Genomic DNA, 19,278 nt, shown 5'->3' with positions numbered 1-19,278 from the left:
TAATGCTATTTTAATCAGAAATAAACGCTTACATTCAAGTTATCAGCGGCTTTGCGACACATTTGACGCGTTGCAGTCATTAAAAAAATCAGCACGCGGTTAACATGCTGATCGATTCGGTTTGCGCAAATGTTTCACGTGAAACAATGCCCTTAGCGTTAGTATAACGGCATTCTTGGCGGCGGTTAATCTTCTAAGACTGATTCAGGCAATTTCTGACCAGCAATTTTCAGTAAGAATGGGGCGACCAGCGTGGTAATGATCACTACCGTTACCAAGGCCGAATAGGTGTTGGTGGCAATCAGCTGCGCTTGGTAGCCGACTTGGGCGATGATCAGCGCCATTTCACCGCGCGAGATCATCCCTGCGCCGACGAAATTGGCTTCAGGCCAAGAGAACTTCGCCAGCTTTGCGCCGGTGCTTGCACCGATCATTTTGCTTAAGACGGCAACCAGGCTCATCACCGCGATAAACAGCAGCTGCTCGCGCAAACCGTCAAAGCGCATCGACAAGCCGATGCTGACGAAGAATACCGGAATGAATAACGCATAACCGATTGGCTCAATGGCAATGTTCACCGCGTGACGGACCTTGGTTTGGCCAATGGCGATCCCGGCAAAAAACGCCCCGACTACCGCACTTAACCCCACCAAATCAGCCACATAAGCCATTCCCAAGCACAAGATCATCGCCATTAATACCGGCCCTACCGGCAACAACAAGCGTTTGCCCAGATGCGCCAATGTTGGCGCGATGAAACGCACCACCACCACGATCCCGGCAAAATACAACACTTGCTCCACCAAGGTCACAGCCAAAGGCGTTTGCGCCCCGCTGTCGCTCATGACACTGACCAGTACGCTTAACAACACCACTGCCACCACGTCATCAACCACCGCTGCGCCTAAGATCGTGGCGCCGCCTTTGCCGTTAAGCAAGTTAAGTTCTTTCATCACTGCCACTGAAATCGACACCGAAGTCGCCGCAAACAACACGCCGATAAACAAGCTTTCCATGGCCGACAAGCCAAAGGCCCAAGCCACTGCTGCTGTGGTCACCAGCGGCACCAAGATCCCTAATGCCGCTACTAAGACGCTGGGTTTCAAGAAGCGCCGCAACTGGCCTAAGTCGCTTTCCAAACCAGCCAGAAACATCAACACGATCACGCCCAATTCGGCGCTGTCATGGATGAAAGTGGTATTGGTGACCCAGCCCAGCATGGCCGGGCCGATCACGATGCCAACGACCAGCTGGCCTAACACCGCAGGCACCCCGATCCGTGCACATAAGTGGCCAGCCAAGGTCGTTGCAATCAAAATCAGAACTAAATTTCCCAGGAATGTCAATCAATGAACCTACTTTCTGAATACAAAAAAGCACACCTGCAAAGACCCCTATTCCGCCCCGAATAGAGAAGTCCTTGAAGCTGTGCTTCAACCGATGAAACATATCATGTTGTAGACTATTATACCAAAACAGCGCCGATAATGCTAATTTATGGTAAGCAAGTGATGCGAATGAGTGTCGCGTCACCGATCAGTTCTTCTGGTGCAGCAATAACGCCAGGTTCAGCCGCTCGCAGGTGCCAGGATCGCTGAGATCGGCGTCTAAGATCTGGCTGATCTTCTTGAGCCGGTAAGTGACGGTGTTGCGGTGAATGAACAATTGCTTGGCCACGGCGTTGACTTGCTGATTGTTGTATAAATACAAGCGCAAGGTGTGCAAGAGCTCTTGGCTTTCGGCGGCGTTGCTCAATTCCAACAGCGGCCCCAGCAGGCCTTGAACAAACGAGGCACCTTCGCTTTGCGGGATCAAATGCAGCAGTTCACTGGCTTCTTTCGGCCGAAATTTGGCGATATTAGCGGTGCCTTGTTTGGCCAAGGTGACAGCTTCTTTGGCTTCTTGATATAACGCCGGCAATTTCTGCAAGGTCATGCAGGCTTGACTGAAGCCGGCTTTCAGCACGAATTTCTCATCGACATTGGCGCTGAGAAAAGGCAGCAGATTCTCTAACAGCGGCCGCGGGGTTTGCGCGGCTTGGATCACCAACACCACTTGGGAATCGGCGACAAACACCGTGACTGGCAACTTATGTTCGGCAACAAACCAGTTGCACAAGCGCCGGCAAGTATCGATTTCGCGCAATGATACCAGCGTTTGCGAGCTGGCGGCGGTGAGTTCAACGATCGCACAATAGCAGCGCTGATCAAATTGTAAGGCATAATCTTGCAGCCGATGGCGCAATAAGTCGTCGCTAAGCGTGCCGTTAAGCATGTTGAAGAAGAAGTTGTTTTCCATATGTACCGCAGATTCATTGGCAACATCGGTGCGCGAGTTCATCAAGCTTAAGACATTCTGGATCTGCTGGAGTTGGAGTTGTTCAACTTTAGTCGGGGTGTCCAAATCGAACAAGCCGATGAAGGCCTTGTTTTCTGGATACATGACCATTAATGGCAGAATGGTGACGCGGTGCTGCAAGCGGGTGATGGTCAGCGGTTTGTTAAGGTGAAAGTGATCCGGAATGGCGCTTTGGAAGACTTCCGACCAAGTGCTTTGCACCGCTGCTAAGCGGGTGCTGCTGTAGACCACGTTGCAGTGGCTGTCCAACAAGACGATTTCATGGTGAAACCAAGTGGCGATTGCTTCCAACACCGTGTTGTAATTGGCGTTGGCCATGGCCAAGGCGGAAAGCTGCTGGTTTTGTTCGATGGTGCGGCTAAGCACCAAGGCGTCTGAGCCGATCACTAATTCGGTGAGGTGCTTGACAATGGCTGATAAGTTCTGGTCGGCAGGGGTGACCACTAGCGGCAAGCCGACTTGATCGGCTAATGCGATCACTGAATCAGGGATCTGTTTGAAATAGCGATCGGCTTTGATGCCCAAACCTGCACAGCCGCTTTCAGCCATTTGCTCGATTAAATGCGTCAGTTTCGAGAGATCTTGATAGTAGTGATACCCGGTGGTGAGCAGCAATTGTGCCGGCACCAGATATTCTTCGATATCAGGGGCTTCGATCACACCCACGGCACTGACGGCGCGGGATAAGCCGCTTTCGCCACCGAGTAAGCGGATCGTTGGATCGTTGATCAATTGGGCCATTTGCATGCTCCCACCTCCTATTTTGGGCTCATTGTACCACACCGATTGCCTCATGCGACTGTGCTGGGTGCATAATTTTGCTTGGCAAATTAGCCTTGCTGCTTGAATTGGGCAAGGTTTTTGTGCGGGATTCACTAAGCGGCCAATGGCGATGCTCGCAGATGGGGCTGTGCGCCTTTAACAATAGCGGTTGTAATGCATCCTAAAGAAGCTATGATTAGGAGGAAATGATATCGGTAAGGAGGGCGTGGTGTGAATTTCAATTACTCGAATCTGACCACTCAAGCTTGGGTGGTGCAAACTGTGTTGGCAACATTCTTTACCGCGGGATTCTTGAGTTTGGATATGTACTTATGGCAGAATTCATTTTCTGCCATAAGCCACCCACGCCAACAGTTGGATCGCGTGTTATTAACTGTAGTTCCGATCGTGTTAGGCGGCGTGATGTTTTACGGCGGGGTCATCGGTTTCATGGATACCATGATGTTTACTAATATCAGCTTGTTTGTGCTGGTGATGGCGTTGTTTGATATGCAAATCAGCTTAGGCGAGTATCTGCTGCGAGTGGCTGCGGTGCTGGTTGTGTGGGGCTTGCGCCACGCTGCGGCACCAACGGCTTGGACTGGCGTGACCGTGGCGGTGCTGATCGGCATCATGATCGGGTTGCGCTTGACCCAAAGCCATACCCAAGCACGGGCACGGACGATGTTTGTGGTGGCGGTATTCGTGGCTGTGGCCTTCTGGTTCACCTTGCCGCCATTATCTTTGGGCTTGCGCGTGGATCCGCGCTTAGCAGGGCAGGCTGCAGCGATGTTTATCGTGATGGCTGCCTTAACGGATTATTTCTGGTCTCGCCAGCGGCAACAAGCGCAGCAGCAACAGCAGCTCCAGGAGTTGGCAGGGTATGACGATTTGACCAATGTCGATCAATACGCTCATGAACAAGCCGACATCAGTGCGCTGTTTGATCAAGCGCAAGCCCAACAGCAGCCATTGACCTTAGCGGCGCTGGATATCGATCGCTTGCGGTTGGTGAACACCGACTATGGGCATTTGGCAGGCAATGCGGTATTGATCCAAGCGGCGGACTTGCTGTTGCAGGTGTTGCGGCAAGCCGGTTTAGCTGAGCACTTCTACCGCACCGGCGGCGAAGAATTTAATATTGCATTGCCCAACATGACGCCAGATCAAGCCGTGCCGATTCTGCGTGATTGTTGGCAAGCCGTGCATGATGCCCAATTCAACTATGAAGGCCAGCCGCTGAATGTGACTGTGTCTATTGGCGCTACCGCCGTGGTGCCTGGCGACAGCGGTGTGGCAGATTTATATAAGCGCGCCGACGACAACTTGTATCAAGCCAAACAGCGCGGCCGCGATACGATCATCGTTAACAGCGCAGCAATGGCAGACCGCACCCCGCACAAGGCGCCGCAATACGCGTTTTATACGCAGCCGATCAACGATACCAGCGGCGCGCAGGCGCAAGTTTGGGGCAGTGAGCTGCTGCTTAGGCAATATGATGCAACCAAGGCGCGCTGGGTGCTGCCGGCGGCTTTTGACTTGGCAGTCGATCAGCAAGTGCAATTGATTTATCAGGCGGTTGCGCATAGTGCCTGCAAGAACGTCGCGATCAACTTAACGTTGGCGCAATTCTCCGACACGCAAACGGCGCATGCTTTGATCGCCTGCTTGCACGCCGAGCAAGGACCCAGCGCTTTGACGGTGGAAATCGTTGATGTGCCGGATCTGGCCACGACGCGGCGGATCTCGGCGCTGTATCGTGCAGCAGGCATCCGCATTCATATCGATGATGTTGGCTCGGATAACAGCTATGAATTGGTGCGGCGGCTGCTGCCTTATGTTGACGGGGTGAAGTTTGCCATTCAGAACCTGCGCAAAACGGAGTCGATGCCGCGCCTGCGCGAACGCATTCGCTTCTGGGCTGAGGTGGCCAACCACAACCACCTGCGCTTTATCTTGGAAGGGGTAGAAGACGAAACCGATATTCGCTTTGCCACCGATTTAGGGATCCATTATTTCCAAGGCTATTATTATGCCAAACCGGCGCTGCCAAGTGCCGCATAATGCCGCACATATCCAAAAATACCGCTGCCTCATTGAGGCGGCGGTATTTTTGAAAGACGGATTTAGTCGTTGCTTTCGGCGGCTAAATCGTCGTCTTCGTCACTGGCTTCGCCGGTATGGCTAGCCACGTGCTTGGTGGCAGCTTGCAAAGCTTGTTGTTCTTCTTGCAAGATGCGGGAGCGGTTGAATAACATGAAGGCCAAAACCACCAAGCCAATGATGATCGGGCCAACCAAACCAGCGTGCGCTGTGCCTTGATAAATCAACCAAGTCAGCGGGCTTGCGGCGAAGTCCACTGAAGCCACAGAGCTGGTGCCGGCAGGGATCAAGGAAGCCTGGACGACACGTACGGCGCTGGTGAAGATCCCAGCCAAGCTGGTGGCGGACAGCACGCCAACGATCATGGTCACTAAGCCGACGATGAAGCTGCGCACCACGTTGCCTTTGGTATAAGGCAAGATCAATGGGAAGACATAGATCAAACCAGACAAGCTGGCCAACGGCAGGAATTCGTTACCTGGGATCACCACAGATAAGAACAAGATCACAGGAATCAACAACAAGGAGCAAACCAAAGTGACAGGATGTCCGATCACCAAGGCTGGGCTCATGCCGATGTTAAAGGAGCGGCCTGGAAAGCGCTTGGCGATGAGTTCTTGTGAACGCACGGAAATCGGCTTAAGCCCTTCGATGAACAAGGCAGTGATCCGCGGGATCAATACCATCACAGCGGCTAAGATGATGGCCAGCTGCAAGGTCTTGGCCACGTTGTAGCGCGCCAAGACCCCGATCAAGATCCCGACGATCACACCTAAGAAGATCGGGTCGCCAAGGATACCGAAGCGCTTTTGCATTTTGTCGGCGTCTAAGTCGATCTTGCGCAAGCCTGGGATCCGGTCGATCACCCAGTTGATCGCAATGGCAAAAGGAATATATGTCACACAGAAAGCTTGCGGCAAGGAAATACCAGACAAGTCTTTGCCGTAGAATTTCTCGACCATCTTCTGTGAACGGTCAGCGCCAACTAAGGTGATGATGTACACGGCGATCGCCGCAAAGGCGCCCCAAGCGAAGCTCTTGGTGCTCATTGATACGATCGAGCCAATGAAGGCAAAATGCCAGTAGTTCCACAAGTCGATGTTGACCGTCTTGGTGGTTTTGGTTGCCAGCATGATCACATTGACCACCAAACCCAGCGGAATGATGATCGCGCCGACTTCGGTGCCAAACGCCACGGCAGAAGCCGCCGGCCAGCCGATATCCAACGTATGCAGATGCAGGCCGTAAGTCTTGACCATCGACGACACTGCCGGGCCGATGTTGTCGGTCAACAGCTGCGTGATCACACTTAGCCCAACGAAGCCGACGCCGACAGACAGCCCCGCCTTCAGTGACTTGCCGATCCCCATGCCTAGTAATAAACCAAGCACTAAGAAGATGATCGGCATCATCACACTCGCCCCTAAGGACATGATGTAGTTAATGACACCCATTGCTTTTTCCCCCTGATAATAGCACGCGCTTACTGGCGCCGCTTACAATTATTTCTAAAAGAGAAATGCCGTTCCCGTCTTAGAAACATGTTAAGAAGTATACCGTGCGCACGCGCCTGACGCAAGCGCCGATTTGTTTGGGTGACCGCCGGCGGCTGGCCAGGCTTGATATCAAAGGATTTATCGAGCTAAAAAAGTTCAAATAATAACTTAGCTACATATTCTTTCTGGATTATCGAACAAATTCTGGTAAAATCTAATTAAGTTCTCATGAAAAATTAACGGAGGCGTCAGCATGGATGGACAATTAGACTTCAAAGCAGGGCTCAAAGACGTGCTGCCCACGGTGTTTGGCTACATCGGCGTGGGCTTGGCGTTTGGGATCGTCGCCCACACCAGCCACTTATCGGTGTGGATGGTGCTTTTGATGTCGTTGATCGTTTATGCCGGCAGCGCTCAGTTCGTGATCACCAGCATGTTGTTGACAGGCAGTCCCCTAGGCGCCATTGTGGTGTCGACGTTGTTGATCAATGCGCGTATGAGCTTGATGAGCATGACGGTGGCCCCTTATCTCAAAGAAGAATCCTTCGGCCAAAACGTCGCCATTGGTACGCTGCTGACGGATGAAACGTTCGCCTTATCGATGAACAAGCTGAATTTGACCGATCACAAATTGCGACCGGCGTGGTTTAACGCCGCTAATGTGGTGGCTTACTTGGTGTGGGCGATCGCCACGGTGGCCGGGGCTTTAATCGGCAGCTTGATCCCGGATGCCAAGGCGTTTGGCTTGGACTTTGCGGTAGTGGCGATGTTTATCGGGCTGTTGTATCTGCAAATGATCACCGATCGCAGCAAACCGTTGTTGCGCCACCTCACTGTTGCCGCGTTTGTCGCGGTGATGATGGTGCTTTTGATGCGCTTCATGCCAGGCTCTACGGCGATTTTAGTCGCCACGATCTTAGGCTGCTTGTTTGGAATGGCGGTGGAACACAAATGAACGAACACGTCTTTATCACGATTCTGTTATGCGGCTTGGTCACCTGGCTGATCCGCGTGGTTCCATTTGCCTTAGTCAAAGCGGCAACGCTGCCGAAGTGGCTGCTGCAATTCTTGAGTTTCGTGCCGGTGGCGATTTTGTCGGCGATTTTTGTGGAAAGTCTGCTGGTGTATCACAGCGGTCACTGGCCAAGCGTTAATGTTGAGAACTTAATGGCTTCGGTGCCTTCGATCATTGCCGGAGTGATTTCCAAGAGCCTGTTGGTCGTGGTGGTTGTCGGCATTGTGGCGATGGCGTTGATCCGCGCGCTTGGTTGGGCATAAGGTGACGTCAAATAACCCGTCTGCAAATTTGCAGGCGGGTTATTGTGACTTTGCCCGGGAAATAAAACCCCAGAGCGGAGCAAAGCGATTTTAGGGCGGAGTGTAAGACAGGATGACGTTTGGGCGCACTTGGCCCAAGCGGCGTCATGGCTTACACGCAAGCCCGTTGCTTTGCGCAGCTCGACGAAGACCACAGCGTAACAGGCGCCGGCTAGGGTGCGGCCCGGACAGGCGTTGCTGCGGGGCGCGGGGCAAGCGGCGGCGCAGGCAGTGCGGCCGGCTGCAACCACGCAAAGTACGCGTGTTTTCCGCCTAAATTCAGAGCCAGGCGCTCGCTTTGCTCGCCTGCCAGTCTCTGAATTTGCCGCGATCAGCATCGCAAGCCAAGCACAGCCCGCTTGTCTTGTGATGCTGCTCGTTTCACGGCCTGACCACCGCTTGCCCCGCGCACCTCCGCAATGCCTGTCCTACCGTAGTCGAATCAGGATCGTGTTTGGCTTGATCAACGAACAGATGCAGATCGCGTCTATCAACTCGCTGAAAATCAGTTTATTTATCGATTGAACACAGCAGGGACAAGCGCGAATTACCGATACCAGTTGGGTGTAAAGCTGATGGCCGATTAGTTGATACCGCGTAATGTCCACGGCAAATTTTTGGTTTAAATCGACAGGACAGACTGATTGCACAGTTCGATAATCATCACTCAAAATCCAGTGTTTGCTTGGCCCTGGCGCTTTCGTAGATTTTTTGGACCACTGCTACTGCTAAGCGGCCGTCAAGTGCAGTGATCAATGGCGTGCCGTTGGTTTCAATAGCAGTGAGCAAGTCGTCGATTTGCGCGGTGAAGCCGTGATAGGTCAAAGGCTTCACGGCTTGGTAGGATGCGTTTAAGCGCGCGACTAAAGCTGAATTGCCGCCTGGTTGGGGGAATCCGTCAGGCGCTGATTGTTCGGCAATGACCTGCCAAGGTGCGGCGATCATGGCGTGTTGGCCTTGGATGATGATCTGGCGCTTTTGGCCGTGGGAAATGGTTGAGCTGGTGATCGTTGCGATCGCGCCGCTGGCATATTGCAAGATGGCTACAGAGAGGTCTTCGACTTCGGCGTTATCATGGTTGGCATTGGTGGCTACAGCAGTCACGGTTTGGGGTTTGCCCATCAGCCAGTTGAGCATGTCGATGTGATGGATCGCTTGGCTTAATGTGGCGCCACCGCCTTCGCTGGCCCAAGTTCCGCGCCAAGGCACGTCGTAATAGCTGTGGCCGCGCCAAGACAAGGCATCGACTTGGATGTGCAAAGGCCGGCCGATCAAGCCGGTGGCTAAGACGTCATGCAAGCGCCAAATATCGTCTTCATAACGCTTCTGGGACACCACTGCCAGGATTTTGTTAGCGGTTTGGGCAGCTTCGATCATCGCATCACAAGCCGCTACCGTTAACGCTAACGGTTTCTCGCATAACACATCACAGCCCGCTTGCAAACAGGCGATGGCCACAGCTTCATGCAACTTTGGCGGCAGACAAATATCGACGAGATCAATGCCGCCTGCTTTGAGTAATTCGTGATAATCCTGATAAATCACAGCATCAGGCACTTTCAAGGCTTCAGCTTTGGCGCGGGTGCGGTTGACTAACGCAACGACACGGCAGCGCTTGGGGAATGTTTGGAAAGCGGCAAGGTGTTGTTTGGCAATTTTTCCAGTTCCAATAATGGCAACGTTTAACATGACGACCTCCCATAAAAGCACAGTATTCGCCAACATCTTAACACAGATTTCTGTAACCGCTTGATTTTTATGGCGCGGGGTTCTATATTAGAAGGGTATTAACAATATATAAACGACATTTCTGTTTAAGAAATCTGGAGGCTTTGGCATGACTTTTAGTATGACGACCAATTATTCTCACAGTCCTAAGGATATCGAGCATTACTCCACTGAAGAATTGCGCGATCAATTCTACGTTGATAAGATCTTCAACCCAGGCGACATCTTGTTGACTTATACTTACAACGACCGCATGATCTTCGGTGGTGTGACCCCGACGACGGAACCACTCGAAATCGTTCTGGACAAGGGTCTTGGCGTTGACTTCTTCTTGCAACGTCGTGAACTCGGTGTGATCAACATTGGCGAAACTGGCTACATCACCATCGACGGCGACAAGCAGGAAATGGTCAAGCATGACGGCTATTATGTCGGCATGGGCCACAAGCATGTGGTATTTGAATCCGCTGATCCAAAGAAGCCGGCGAAGTTCTATGTCGTTTCCACGCCTGCGCACAAGACTTACCCAGACAAGAAGCTGCCATTTGCTAACGCCTTGAAGAAGCCGATCGGCGATCAAGAACACATGAACAAGCGGACCATTTACAAGTATATCGATGCTTCACAAATGGACACTTGCCAGCTGCAAATGGGCTACACCGTCTTGGAACCAGGCAACTCCTGGAACACCATGCCTTGCCACACTCACGCACGGCGTATGGAAACTTACCTGTACATCGAATTCCAGTCTGAACAAGACCGCGTCTTCCACTTTATGGGTCAACCACAACAATCCAAGCATATCGTCATGAAGAATGAATCCGCTGTGATCAACCCATCATGGTCTATCCACTGCGGCTTTGGTACCCAAAGCTACTCCTTCATCTGGGCAATGTGCGGTGAAAACCAAACTTACGATGATATGGACTTTGTACCAACTGAAACTTTGAAGTAAAAACAATACGCCGGTACTTTGACAAACTTGTCAAAGTACCGGCGCTTTTTTTGCGTTCAGGCGAAGTATTCAGGGTGGATCTTGCGCACCATTGCCAAATCGTCGACCAAAATGCCAAGGTGCTGATTGTTTAACGCAACGGCACCCTCGCCATCATGGGCACTAATGGCGTCTAAGATGCGCACATGGTCTTGATAAAGCTGCTGCCAATTGAGCTCTAAGAACTCCAGATGCAAGTAGCGCAAGCGGCTGTATTGCAAGTTGATGGTTTCCATCCATTTCCATACCGCTGGCTTTTCGGCGATTTGGTAAAAGTGGCGGTGGAATTGCTCATCCATATCAAAGAAGCGGTCGAAGTCATGAGAATATAGGTAGACTTGTTGCATCGCCAAGTCTTGTTGCAGGTTCTGCAGCTGGATGCTGGTGATGTGTTCGGTGGTTTCGCGGATCACGGTGCCTTCGATTTGTTTGCGCACCAAATGCGACTGGCGCACGATGTTTTCGTCGATGCGCGATACAAACGAGCCGCTTTGCGCAAACACGGCGACTAAGCCGTTGGTGCGCAAGTGGCCAATCGCTTCGCGCAATGGCGTGGCGCCTACGTTCAAGCTTTCGGTGAGCGTCTTCATGTGCAGTCGTTCATCAGGCTTGAGTTCGAAGTGCAGGATCTGTCGCTTCAGCAGTTCATAAACGTAACCTTGGGCACTCAATGGGTTCGCCATGCCGGTCATCACCTTTCGAATGTGAATTCACAAACATCTATTAATATCATAGTTAGCAGCTGAGCACTTGTCAAACGCACCCGCTACCAACATACTTGCAAGTGCTTACCAAAACTTATTTATGCTTAATAATTACGGGATTTTGCGACTAATATCACAGTTGCCTGGGAAATCAACTGTGATTTTAGTGGAAAAATCGTTACTTGTGGCTACTAAAAGCAAAGATCGGCTAAAATTTAGTCGTGTTATACAACATTTACAAAAGCCGTTAAATCGGCATTTCTATAGTGGAAACGGGTCAAACTAACACAGCGTTTCATTTTTTTGCGGCTGCGAATGCCGATAAATCAAGGGTTAGGGAATACCTGTGAATTTTTTAACTGGAATCGTTTGCAAAGCGTGCCTGGCTATTTTATGATGACGCTAGTACATCAGTTTGAGAGCTGATGCACAAAGGAGGGGAAAGTTTATGACAAATGTTGTGATTGGTCTTCTGCTTATCGCATCATTCTTCTTTATGGTCTGGTACTGTATGAAGGGCTACAACTTGATGGTTGGGTTCTTCATCATGGCAACGGTCTGGACGGTATTAGCACTTATTGGTAACGCGATCGAACCGACGACCGCGATGAAGGGCAAGGATATCATCCAAGTCCTGACTTTCGTTTATGCGGATGGTCCTGCCGCATATGCTCAATCGATCTTGGTTAACATCTTCTTCGGTGCCTTCTTCGGGCGCGTGTTGATCGATACTGGGATCGCGGCGACCTTGATTCGTAAGATCGTTGAACTTGGCGGTGATCGTCCACGCTTGACCATGGGTCTGCTGTGCATCATCGTCGCAGTTGTCTTCATGTCTATGACTGGTATCGGGCCTGTTATCTCGATTGCCGTCATCGTTTTACCGATCCTGTTCTCCTTAGGGATTGAAGCACCAGTGGCATTATTTGCTTTCATGGGGTCGATCATGGCAGGGATCTTCTGCAACACGGTCAACTTCATTCAGTATCAAACCATGTACAAAGGGTTTGTGAAAGCTGCAGCTAGCTATACTTATAACGATTACTTCAAGATCGGGATCATCGGCATGATCGTTGGTTTGATCGTCGTATTGACCATCGCCAACTTGACCATGAAGAAGACCGCTCACAACTGGGTCGTTGACGCTCAGCCAAGCGGTGGTTCCGGTGACGCACCTTGGTACTCTTGGATCTCTGTGATCCTGCCAGTGCTTGGTGTGGTTGTATTGAACCTTCCTATCATCCTTGGTTTCATTTTGTCCGGGGTCTATGCGATGTTGACCACTGGCAAGCTGCGCGGCAGTTACAAGGAAGTTTGCCGTCACTTTGCTAAGTTATTCACCGATGGCTCTATCGATGTCGCACCAATGATCGGCTTCTTGCTGGCATTGGCGATGTTCAACAACGCGGCAACTTTTGCTGCACCATACTTCACGGCTTTAATCGGGAACTTGATTCCGACTAACCACTTAGTATTGGCCTTAGTCTTTGCATTGTTAGTACCACTTGGCTTCTTCCGCGGTCCTATGAACTGGGTCGGTTCTGGCGCGGCGATCTTCGCGGTCGTATTGGCTGCCAACCCAACCATTCCGGTTCAATTCATGTATCCTTTGACCGCTGCTACCACGATTTTCCCACAACACTTGGATGTTACCCAGTCATGGGTTGCTTGGGGCTTTGGTTACACCAAGGTCGCTTCCAGCGATTATCTCAAGCGCTCCATCCCGACCGGCTGGATCTGCGGCGCCATCATGTGTATCGTCGCTTATCTGATGTACGGGATCTAATCGCGAGTTTCTGAATCAAATTTTTATAAGGTAAGGTGGAATGCATATGAAACGATCAGTAAGAATGGGGATCGATGTCGGCGGGACGCATACTAAAGCCGTTGCCATCGATAATGATACCCACAAAATGATAGGGGAACCGTCAGTTGTGAAGACGACCCATGACGACGTGCACGGCGTTGCCGCCGGCGTGGTGGAGTCCTTTGAGGCGTGTCTCAAGCAGAATGGGATCAGCCCAGACGAAGTGGTGTTCGTAGCGCATTCCACAACGCAAGCGACTAATGCGTTGATCGAAGGTGATGTGGCCCCTGTTGGTGTCATCGGCATGTCTAAAGGCGGCATCGAAGGCTTCTTGGCTAAGCGCCAAACGCGCTTGGACGATATCCAACTCGATGAGAAGAAGAAAATCGTGATCCATAACGATTATCTGCCGCTGAAACAAGCCACAGAACCCAACATCAAGAAGTCGATCGAAAAGCTCAAAGGTGAAGGCTCCAAAGTCTTGGTTGCCTCGATGGCCTTTGGGGTCGATGAAGGCGGTCCAGAAGAAACTGTGGCCAAGGTCGCCAAAGCAGAAGGTATGCCAGTCACGGCGGCTTCTGAAATCACCAAGTTGTATGGCTTGACGCGGCGCACCCGCACCGCAGCTATCAACGCCTCGATCCTGCCGAAAATGCTGGATACCGCCAATTCGACTGAAGATGCCGTGCGCAAAGCCGGCGTCAAAGTCCCATTGATGATCATGCGTGGTGATGGCGGGGTCATGGAAATCTCTGAAATGAAGAAGCGGCCTGTTTTGACGATGCTGTCAGGGCCAGCGGCTTCGGTCATGGGCTCTTTGATCTACCTGCGCGCTTCCAACGGGATCTATTTTGAAGTTGGCGGCACCACTAGTAACATCGGGGTTATCAAAAACGGCCGGCCTGCGATCGACTACTCGATCGTTGGTGGGCACAAGACTTACATCTCCAGTTTGGATGTGCGGGTCGTCGGTGATGCCGGCGGTTCCATGATTCGGGCCAATAAGAACGGTGTCGTTGATGTCGGCCCACGTTCGGCGCATATCGCCGGCTTGGACTATGCAGCGTTCATCGATCCGGCCAAGATCAAGAACCCGCATATCGAATTCTTCTCACCAATGGAAGGCGATCCAGACGATTACGTGAAGTTGGTCAACGAAGACGGAACGGCCTTTACCATCACCAACACCTGCGCGGCTAACGCGCTGGGCTTGATCGATGAGAAGTACTTCTCTCATGGTAACCGCGACAACTGTCGCAAGGCGATCCAAGTGGTGGCTGACTATCTGGGCAGCACGGTGGATGAAGTCGCGACGCAGATCATGGAGAAGGCCTTCGCCAAAGTCGAAGCCATCTACAATGACTTGGTTGAGAAGTATCAACTGGAGAAAGACCAAACCACGCTGGTCGGTGTTGGTGGCGGTGCGGCTGCGCTTGTACCGTACTTCTCTAACAAGACTGGGGTTAAGTACAGCATCCCAGACGATGCCGAAGTCATTTCCAGTATTGGGGTTGCTTTGTCGATGGTGCGTGATGTGGTTGAACGGATCGTGCCAAACCCGAGTAAAGACGATATTCGCTCGATCAAGAACGAAGCGACTAACAAAGCCGTGGAATCTGGTGCAACGCCAGAATCTGTGGAAGTCCATGTCGAAATCGACCAGCAAACCTCTAAGATCACCGCGATCGCCACTGGTTCTACTGAAGTCAAGACGGCTGACTTAACGGCCAACGCTGACGAAGGTGAAGCCCTCAAGATCGCTGCTGAAGACATGCGCTTGACCGAAGACCAGACGAAGTTAGTCCAAAAGGATAACTACTTCTACATCTTCGGCGGTCCGCATAACGGCGACGATCCAGCGCAGCCAATGCGCATCATCGACAAGAAAGGCTTCATCAAAGTCCAACGCAAGCGCGCGATGTGCTTGAAGGTCAAAGCCAAAGATTACGTGACGGCTTTGAAGAAGTTGTGGGACGACATGGCAGTTTACCAAGCCGAAAACGTCGCCCATCCAGACTTCTATCTGTGCTTAGGGGCGCGTGTGATGGACTTCTCATCCACTGACTTTGAACAACTTGAACTGTTGACTGACCTTGAAGTCTCCAGTGTGGAGCCAGACGATGAAGTCTTGATCGTTGCCGCTAACATCGATCAGACGTGATAACATGGATGCCGAGAAGCTCTACCTCACCTTGACGCATGTCGACCTTGAGACTTGGTGTGAGTTCTTGTTCAACCGCGACTTGTTGGCCAAGAAAGTCGACGCGCCGATGCGCAAGCAATTGATCAAAGATGCCATCGACAGCGGCGAAGAATTGGCAGTACAAGTGCGCAAAGAACATCCAGGGATGGATACCATTGAGTTGGCTGATGAACTATGTGAAGTCGAATATGGCAAATCACAAAACATCTCCCAGCAACTGTTCCTGGCGACGTTTCGCGGGCCCAACAAGATCAAGATCTACAATGAGCCGATCCAGAAGCTGGCGGCGTTAAACATCGCTGGTTTCCCTGAGCAAACCATTCGCCAAATCGTGATGGGTCATGAGTTGTTCCATTACTTTGAAGACAAAGACCCGAATATCGCTTCACGCATGGTTAAGATCCCGCTGTGGCACTTCTTGGGCTATGAGCACAAGTCGACTGTGCGCGCGGTGAGCGAAATTGCCGCAATGGTATTCTCTTGGCGCGTGCAGAAGCTGCCGTATTCGCCATTAGTGTTGGACATCATGTTGTTGAATATCTATAACCAAGACGCTGTCACGCCAGCGCTTGAAGAACTCAAGCAAGCCGGCATGGCCGAATAAACAAGAAGGCACTGCTGCGATTCGTCATTGAATCGTGGCGGCGCCTTTTTGCATCACGCACAAGGGCGTACGATCAATTGTAAAAAGTTTGTAAAACGCTTGCGATAAATCGGGGATGGTGCTATATTATCCTTGCAACCTGCAGTGGGGTGTTGAGACTGGCAAAGTACAAGTTGGTCTGTACCCGGCATCCCTACACGAGCTGATCTGAGGGTGTTATGTGTAACGGCATGCACCGCGGCTCGTGCGTTCAAAGCGCCAGAGCGCCATGAAGCCCAATGTCCGCAGTCTTGGGCAATGCCAGGACGTTATCAGATTGCACCACGACCACCTCAGCGCACGTAGGCTTACGGCGTTGGGTACTTAATTGAATATACCAGAGCGGAGCAGCCCGCTTTTAGCGGTGGATATAAGGCGGGATGACGCAAAGGCGCTCTTTGTCTTGGCGGCGTCACGACTTATATCACGCCGCGTTGGGCTGCGCAGCTCGCCGATCAACAGGCACAAGGCAACCATAGCCTGTTGGACCAACTATGCACGATACGCCACGGCATATCGTGTATTTGGCGTGGCTGGGAACAATCAAGGCGACTCAGCGAATACGCTGAGTCGCCCTTTTTAAGGAACAAGTTTTGTATTTATGCGCTAATCGGTGGTGCTGTGATTGACTGGCCGCTTTGTTATGTTGTCGAACAATCCGCAAGCTAGCTAGACGGCAAAGAATAGGTACATTTTGCGACTTGGTCGTAGCGATGAAACTTTTTAGCCGGTTATTTTCCGGGCAATATCCAAATTTGGCTGCATAGTCAGCGCAAAAAGCGCTTCTGCAACGATTATTCGCTGCAGAAGCGCTTTTTGAATGCTGATTTAGTCTAAGGTCATGGTGTAGCTGTAGTTTTGCGAACTGTTGGCAGCTAAGATGTTGTTGCCAGCCTTCTTGGTCCATTCGCCAGGCTTGCCGGCTTGATCTGGCAGGCCAGCGAAAGGTTCCACACACATGAATGGGGCTGTTTTGTGTTCAGGGCTCCAGATGCAGACATATGGGAAGTCGTCTAAGCTGACTTTGACGGTATGGCTGCCGTCTTTGTCTTGCAACACAGCCGCGGTAGCTTCAGGGGCGTTGATGATCACCAAGCCGTCGTCAAGCAGCTTGTGCGACAAAGGCACGACGTTGGTGGCTGAGAGCTTCTGGACGCTGCCATCGCGGAAAGGTACCGGACCAACGCCGAACTTCGTCAGCGGGCTGCTGACGCCTTCCAGCGTCAAGCGGTAGTCTTCAAGCGGCGCGTTCAATTGAAACGCCGGATGGCTGCCTAAAGCGTAAGGGAAAGGCTTGTCATCGTGGTTGACCACTTCAAAGTCGGTGGTCAAGCCGGTATTGGTCAGCACATAGCTGACGCGCAAGGCGAAGTTGAATGGGAACTTCTTGAGGGTCTCGGCATTGGCGTGCAAAGTTAAGGTGACATGCGTTTCGTCTTGCTGGTTGACTTCGTCGAATTCAAAGTCGCGGGCAAAGCCGTGTTGACCCATGGGATATGCCTTACCATCCAGCAAATAAGTATCGTCGTTAGATTTGCCGATTGATGGGAAAAGGATCGGGGCGTGGCGGTTCCAGTACTTGCCTTGCGGGTCGTCGATCAGGTATTTGCGGCCAGAGTCGTTATTTTCGATTTGTTGGATCTCCGCGCCAAGTTCGGAGATGGTAGCGGTATAAGCTTCATTCTTTAACGTGATCATGAGCAGCGCTTCTTTCTATTTGTAGAAACCGAAATAATCGTGGGCATTGTTATACGAAATGTCTTCGACGATCTTGCCCAGATAGTCTTCGTCATCAGGCACTTGCCCGCGTTCTGCCAAACCGCCGATGTAGTCGCACAAAACACGGCGGAAGTATTCGTGACGTGGGTAGGACAAGAAGCTGCGAGAATCCGTCAACATGCCGACGAAGTTTGCCAGCAGGCTTTGTTCAGCCATGGTGCGCAACTGTTCTTGCATGCCTTCGCGGGTGTCGTTGAACCACCAAGCCGCGCCGAGTTGAAGCTTTTGCTTGATGCCGTCGCCGTAGAAGTCGCCCATGCCAGTGGCCAGCTGCATCCAGTCGTTGGGGTTCAAGGAGTAAAGGATAGTCTTTGGGATATTGTTTTCACTTTGCATGGCGGTGAACAATTCCACCATTTGGCCAGCAAAGTCCGGCTGCGTGCCCATGGAGTCAAAGCCGGTGTCGGCACCGATCTTGGCAAACATCGGCTTGTTAGCGGAACGCACCGCGTTGCCATGGAACTGCATGGTCCAGTTGAAGGCTTTGTTCAGGCGCATCAATTCTTCGATCAAGGCAGTGGTATAGACATCTACATCATGCGCAGACAAGGCTTCGTTGTTCAAGCCTTTGGCAAAAACGGCTTCAACGTCTGCAGCGGATGCTGGGGTGAAGTGGAAGGTGTTCAACCCGTGGTCAGACAAGCTGCCGCCAACTGAAGAGAAGTATTCGAAGCGCTGCTTGAAGGCAGCTTTCAAATCAGCGAAGGACTTGATTGTCACACCGGCTTGCTTGCCCAGTTCTGCCATATAATCGGCAAAAGTGTCAGCGCCAATGGCAAACGCCTTGTCTGGGCGCATGGCTGGCAAGACTTTGAAGCCATTCTCAGCTTCGTCTTTGGCAAGCAGCTTGTGATACTTCAAGTCGCTGGCTGGATCATCGGTGGTGCAAACCACTTTAACATTGGCGTTTTTGATCAAGTTGCGGGGTTTGAAAGCATCAGTGGCCAATTCTGCGTTGGCCTTGTCCCAGATGGCCTTAACATTCTTGGTGTTGAAGGTGTCGGTGATGTTGAAGAAGCGCTGTAATTCCAAGTGCGTCCATTCAAACAGCGGGTTGCCGATGGCCTTTTCGATGGTGCCGGCCCATGCGACCAACTTCTCATAGTCATCGCCGTCACCGGTGATCAGTTCTTCTGGGACACCGTTAGCCCGCATCAAGCGCCACTTGTAGTGGTCACCATAAGTCGTGCCGGCCTCGTTGATCCAGATTTGTGAGAGGTTTGGATAATTCTTGTTTTCGTAGATGGTCTTTGGGTCCAGATGACAGTGGAAGTCAATGATCGGCATCTTAGCTGCGTGGTCATTGAAGAGCTTCTTCCCCATTTCATTTGTTAATAAGAAGTCTTGATCTAAAAGCGCCATAAGTAAGCTTCCTTCCCTTAAA

General features: G+C 51.6%; 14 protein-coding genes. 7 read left to right on the top strand and 7 right to left on the bottom strand.

The window, feature by feature from the left end; translation table 11 throughout:
- Positions 1-185: 185 nt before the first annotated feature.
- A complete protein-coding gene (locus tag ACGG90_RS02845; protein ID WP_390405605.1) occupies positions 186-1,346 on the bottom strand; it encodes a cation:proton antiporter in 1,161 nt (386 codons plus the stop codon).
- Between the two features lie 190 nt (positions 1,347-1,536).
- Entirely contained in the window at positions 1,537-3,105 is a 1,569-nt protein-coding gene (locus ACGG90_RS02840) for a PucR family transcriptional regulator (RefSeq protein ID WP_390405603.1), read from the bottom strand.
- Between the two features lie 246 nt (positions 3,106-3,351).
- Here ACGG90_RS02840 and ACGG90_RS02835 point away from each other — a divergent pair, with 246 nt between their 5' ends.
- On the top strand, positions 3,352-5,184 hold the full coding sequence (locus ACGG90_RS02835) for a diguanylate cyclase domain-containing protein (protein WP_390405600.1): 1,833 nt from the start codon (positions 3,352-3,354) through the stop codon (positions 5,182-5,184).
- Positions 5,185-5,246: 62 nt separating this feature from the next.
- Here ACGG90_RS02835 and ACGG90_RS02830 read toward each other — a convergent pair whose 3' ends face one another.
- Positions 5,247-6,677 (bottom strand): PTS galactitol transporter subunit IIC, encoded by a 1,431-nt coding sequence (locus ACGG90_RS02830; RefSeq protein ID WP_390405598.1) that lies wholly within the window; start codon positions 6,675-6,677, stop codon positions 5,247-5,249.
- Between the two features lie 295 nt (positions 6,678-6,972).
- Between ACGG90_RS02830 and ACGG90_RS02825 the strand changes: the two genes are divergently transcribed.
- Positions 6,973-7,674 carry an AzlC family ABC transporter permease gene (locus ACGG90_RS02825; protein WP_390405595.1) on the top strand — a complete coding sequence of 234 codons (702 nt, stop codon included), beginning with the start codon at positions 6,973-6,975 and terminating at the stop codon, positions 7,672-7,674.
- Entirely contained in the window at positions 7,671-7,997 is a 327-nt protein-coding gene (locus ACGG90_RS02820; RefSeq protein ID WP_390405594.1) for an AzlD domain-containing protein, read from the top strand. The genes ACGG90_RS02825 and ACGG90_RS02820 overlap by 4 nt, the downstream gene beginning before the upstream one ends.
- Positions 7,998-8,699: 702 nt before the next feature.
- Here the strand turns inward: ACGG90_RS02820 and ACGG90_RS02815 are convergent.
- Positions 8,700-9,725, bottom strand: coding sequence for a Gfo/Idh/MocA family protein (locus ACGG90_RS02815; protein ID WP_390405591.1), 1,026 nt, complete (start codon positions 9,723-9,725; stop codon positions 8,700-8,702).
- A 148-nt stretch (positions 9,726-9,873) separates the two neighbouring features.
- On the opposite strand from ACGG90_RS02815, the gene kduI reads away from it, so the two are divergent.
- Positions 9,874-10,719, top strand: a complete 846-nt coding sequence (gene kduI / locus ACGG90_RS02810) for a 5-dehydro-4-deoxy-D-glucuronate isomerase (protein ID WP_390405588.1) — start codon at positions 9,874-9,876, stop codon at positions 10,717-10,719.
- A gap of 56 nt (positions 10,720-10,775) precedes the next feature.
- On the opposite strand, the gene ACGG90_RS02805 is transcribed toward kduI, so the two are convergent.
- Positions 10,776-11,441 (bottom strand): GntR family transcriptional regulator, encoded by a 666-nt coding sequence (locus tag ACGG90_RS02805; RefSeq protein ID WP_390405585.1) that lies wholly within the window; start codon positions 11,439-11,441, stop codon positions 10,776-10,778.
- A gap of 469 nt (positions 11,442-11,910) precedes the next feature.
- Between ACGG90_RS02805 and ACGG90_RS02800 the strand changes: the two genes are divergently transcribed.
- From ACGG90_RS02800 to ACGG90_RS02790, 3 genes are read left to right on the top strand one after another with little or no spacing between them, the layout of a single operon-like run.
- Positions 11,911-13,248 carry a citrate transporter gene (locus ACGG90_RS02800; RefSeq protein ID WP_390405584.1) on the top strand — a complete coding sequence of 446 codons (1,338 nt, stop codon included), beginning with the start codon at positions 11,911-11,913 and terminating at the stop codon, positions 13,246-13,248.
- Positions 13,249-13,294: 46 nt separating this feature from the next.
- Positions 13,295-15,430 carry a hydantoinase/oxoprolinase family protein gene (locus ACGG90_RS02795; RefSeq protein WP_390405581.1) on the top strand — a complete coding sequence of 712 codons (2,136 nt, stop codon included), beginning with the start codon at positions 13,295-13,297 and terminating at the stop codon, positions 15,428-15,430.
- Positions 15,405-16,076 carry a hypothetical protein gene (locus tag ACGG90_RS02790; protein ID WP_390405579.1) on the top strand — a complete coding sequence of 224 codons (672 nt, stop codon included), beginning with the start codon at positions 15,405-15,407 and terminating at the stop codon, positions 16,074-16,076. The genes ACGG90_RS02795 and ACGG90_RS02790 overlap by 26 nt, the downstream gene beginning before the upstream one ends.
- An 867-nt stretch (positions 16,077-16,943) precedes the next feature.
- Here ACGG90_RS02790 and ACGG90_RS02785 read toward each other — a convergent pair.
- Together ACGG90_RS02785 and uxaC are read right to left on the bottom strand one after the other, a co-directional pair.
- On the bottom strand, positions 16,944-17,813 hold the full coding sequence (locus ACGG90_RS02785) for an aldose 1-epimerase family protein (protein ID WP_390405576.1): 870 nt from the start codon (positions 17,811-17,813) through the stop codon (positions 16,944-16,946).
- Between the two features lie 15 nt (positions 17,814-17,828).
- On the bottom strand, positions 17,829-19,256 hold the full coding sequence (gene uxaC / locus ACGG90_RS02780) for a glucuronate isomerase (RefSeq protein ID WP_390405573.1): 1,428 nt from the start codon (positions 19,254-19,256) through the stop codon (positions 17,829-17,831).
- Positions 19,257-19,278: the final 22 nt, after the last annotated feature.

Source organism: Lacticaseibacillus jixiensis, from assembly GCF_042847315.1.
GTDB classification, from domain to species: domain Bacteria; phylum Bacillota; class Bacilli; order Lactobacillales; family Lactobacillaceae; genus Lacticaseibacillus; species Lacticaseibacillus jixiensis.
The sequence above is the reverse complement of the archived record's forward strand: the minus strand, read 5'-3'. Positions and strand labels throughout refer to the sequence as shown.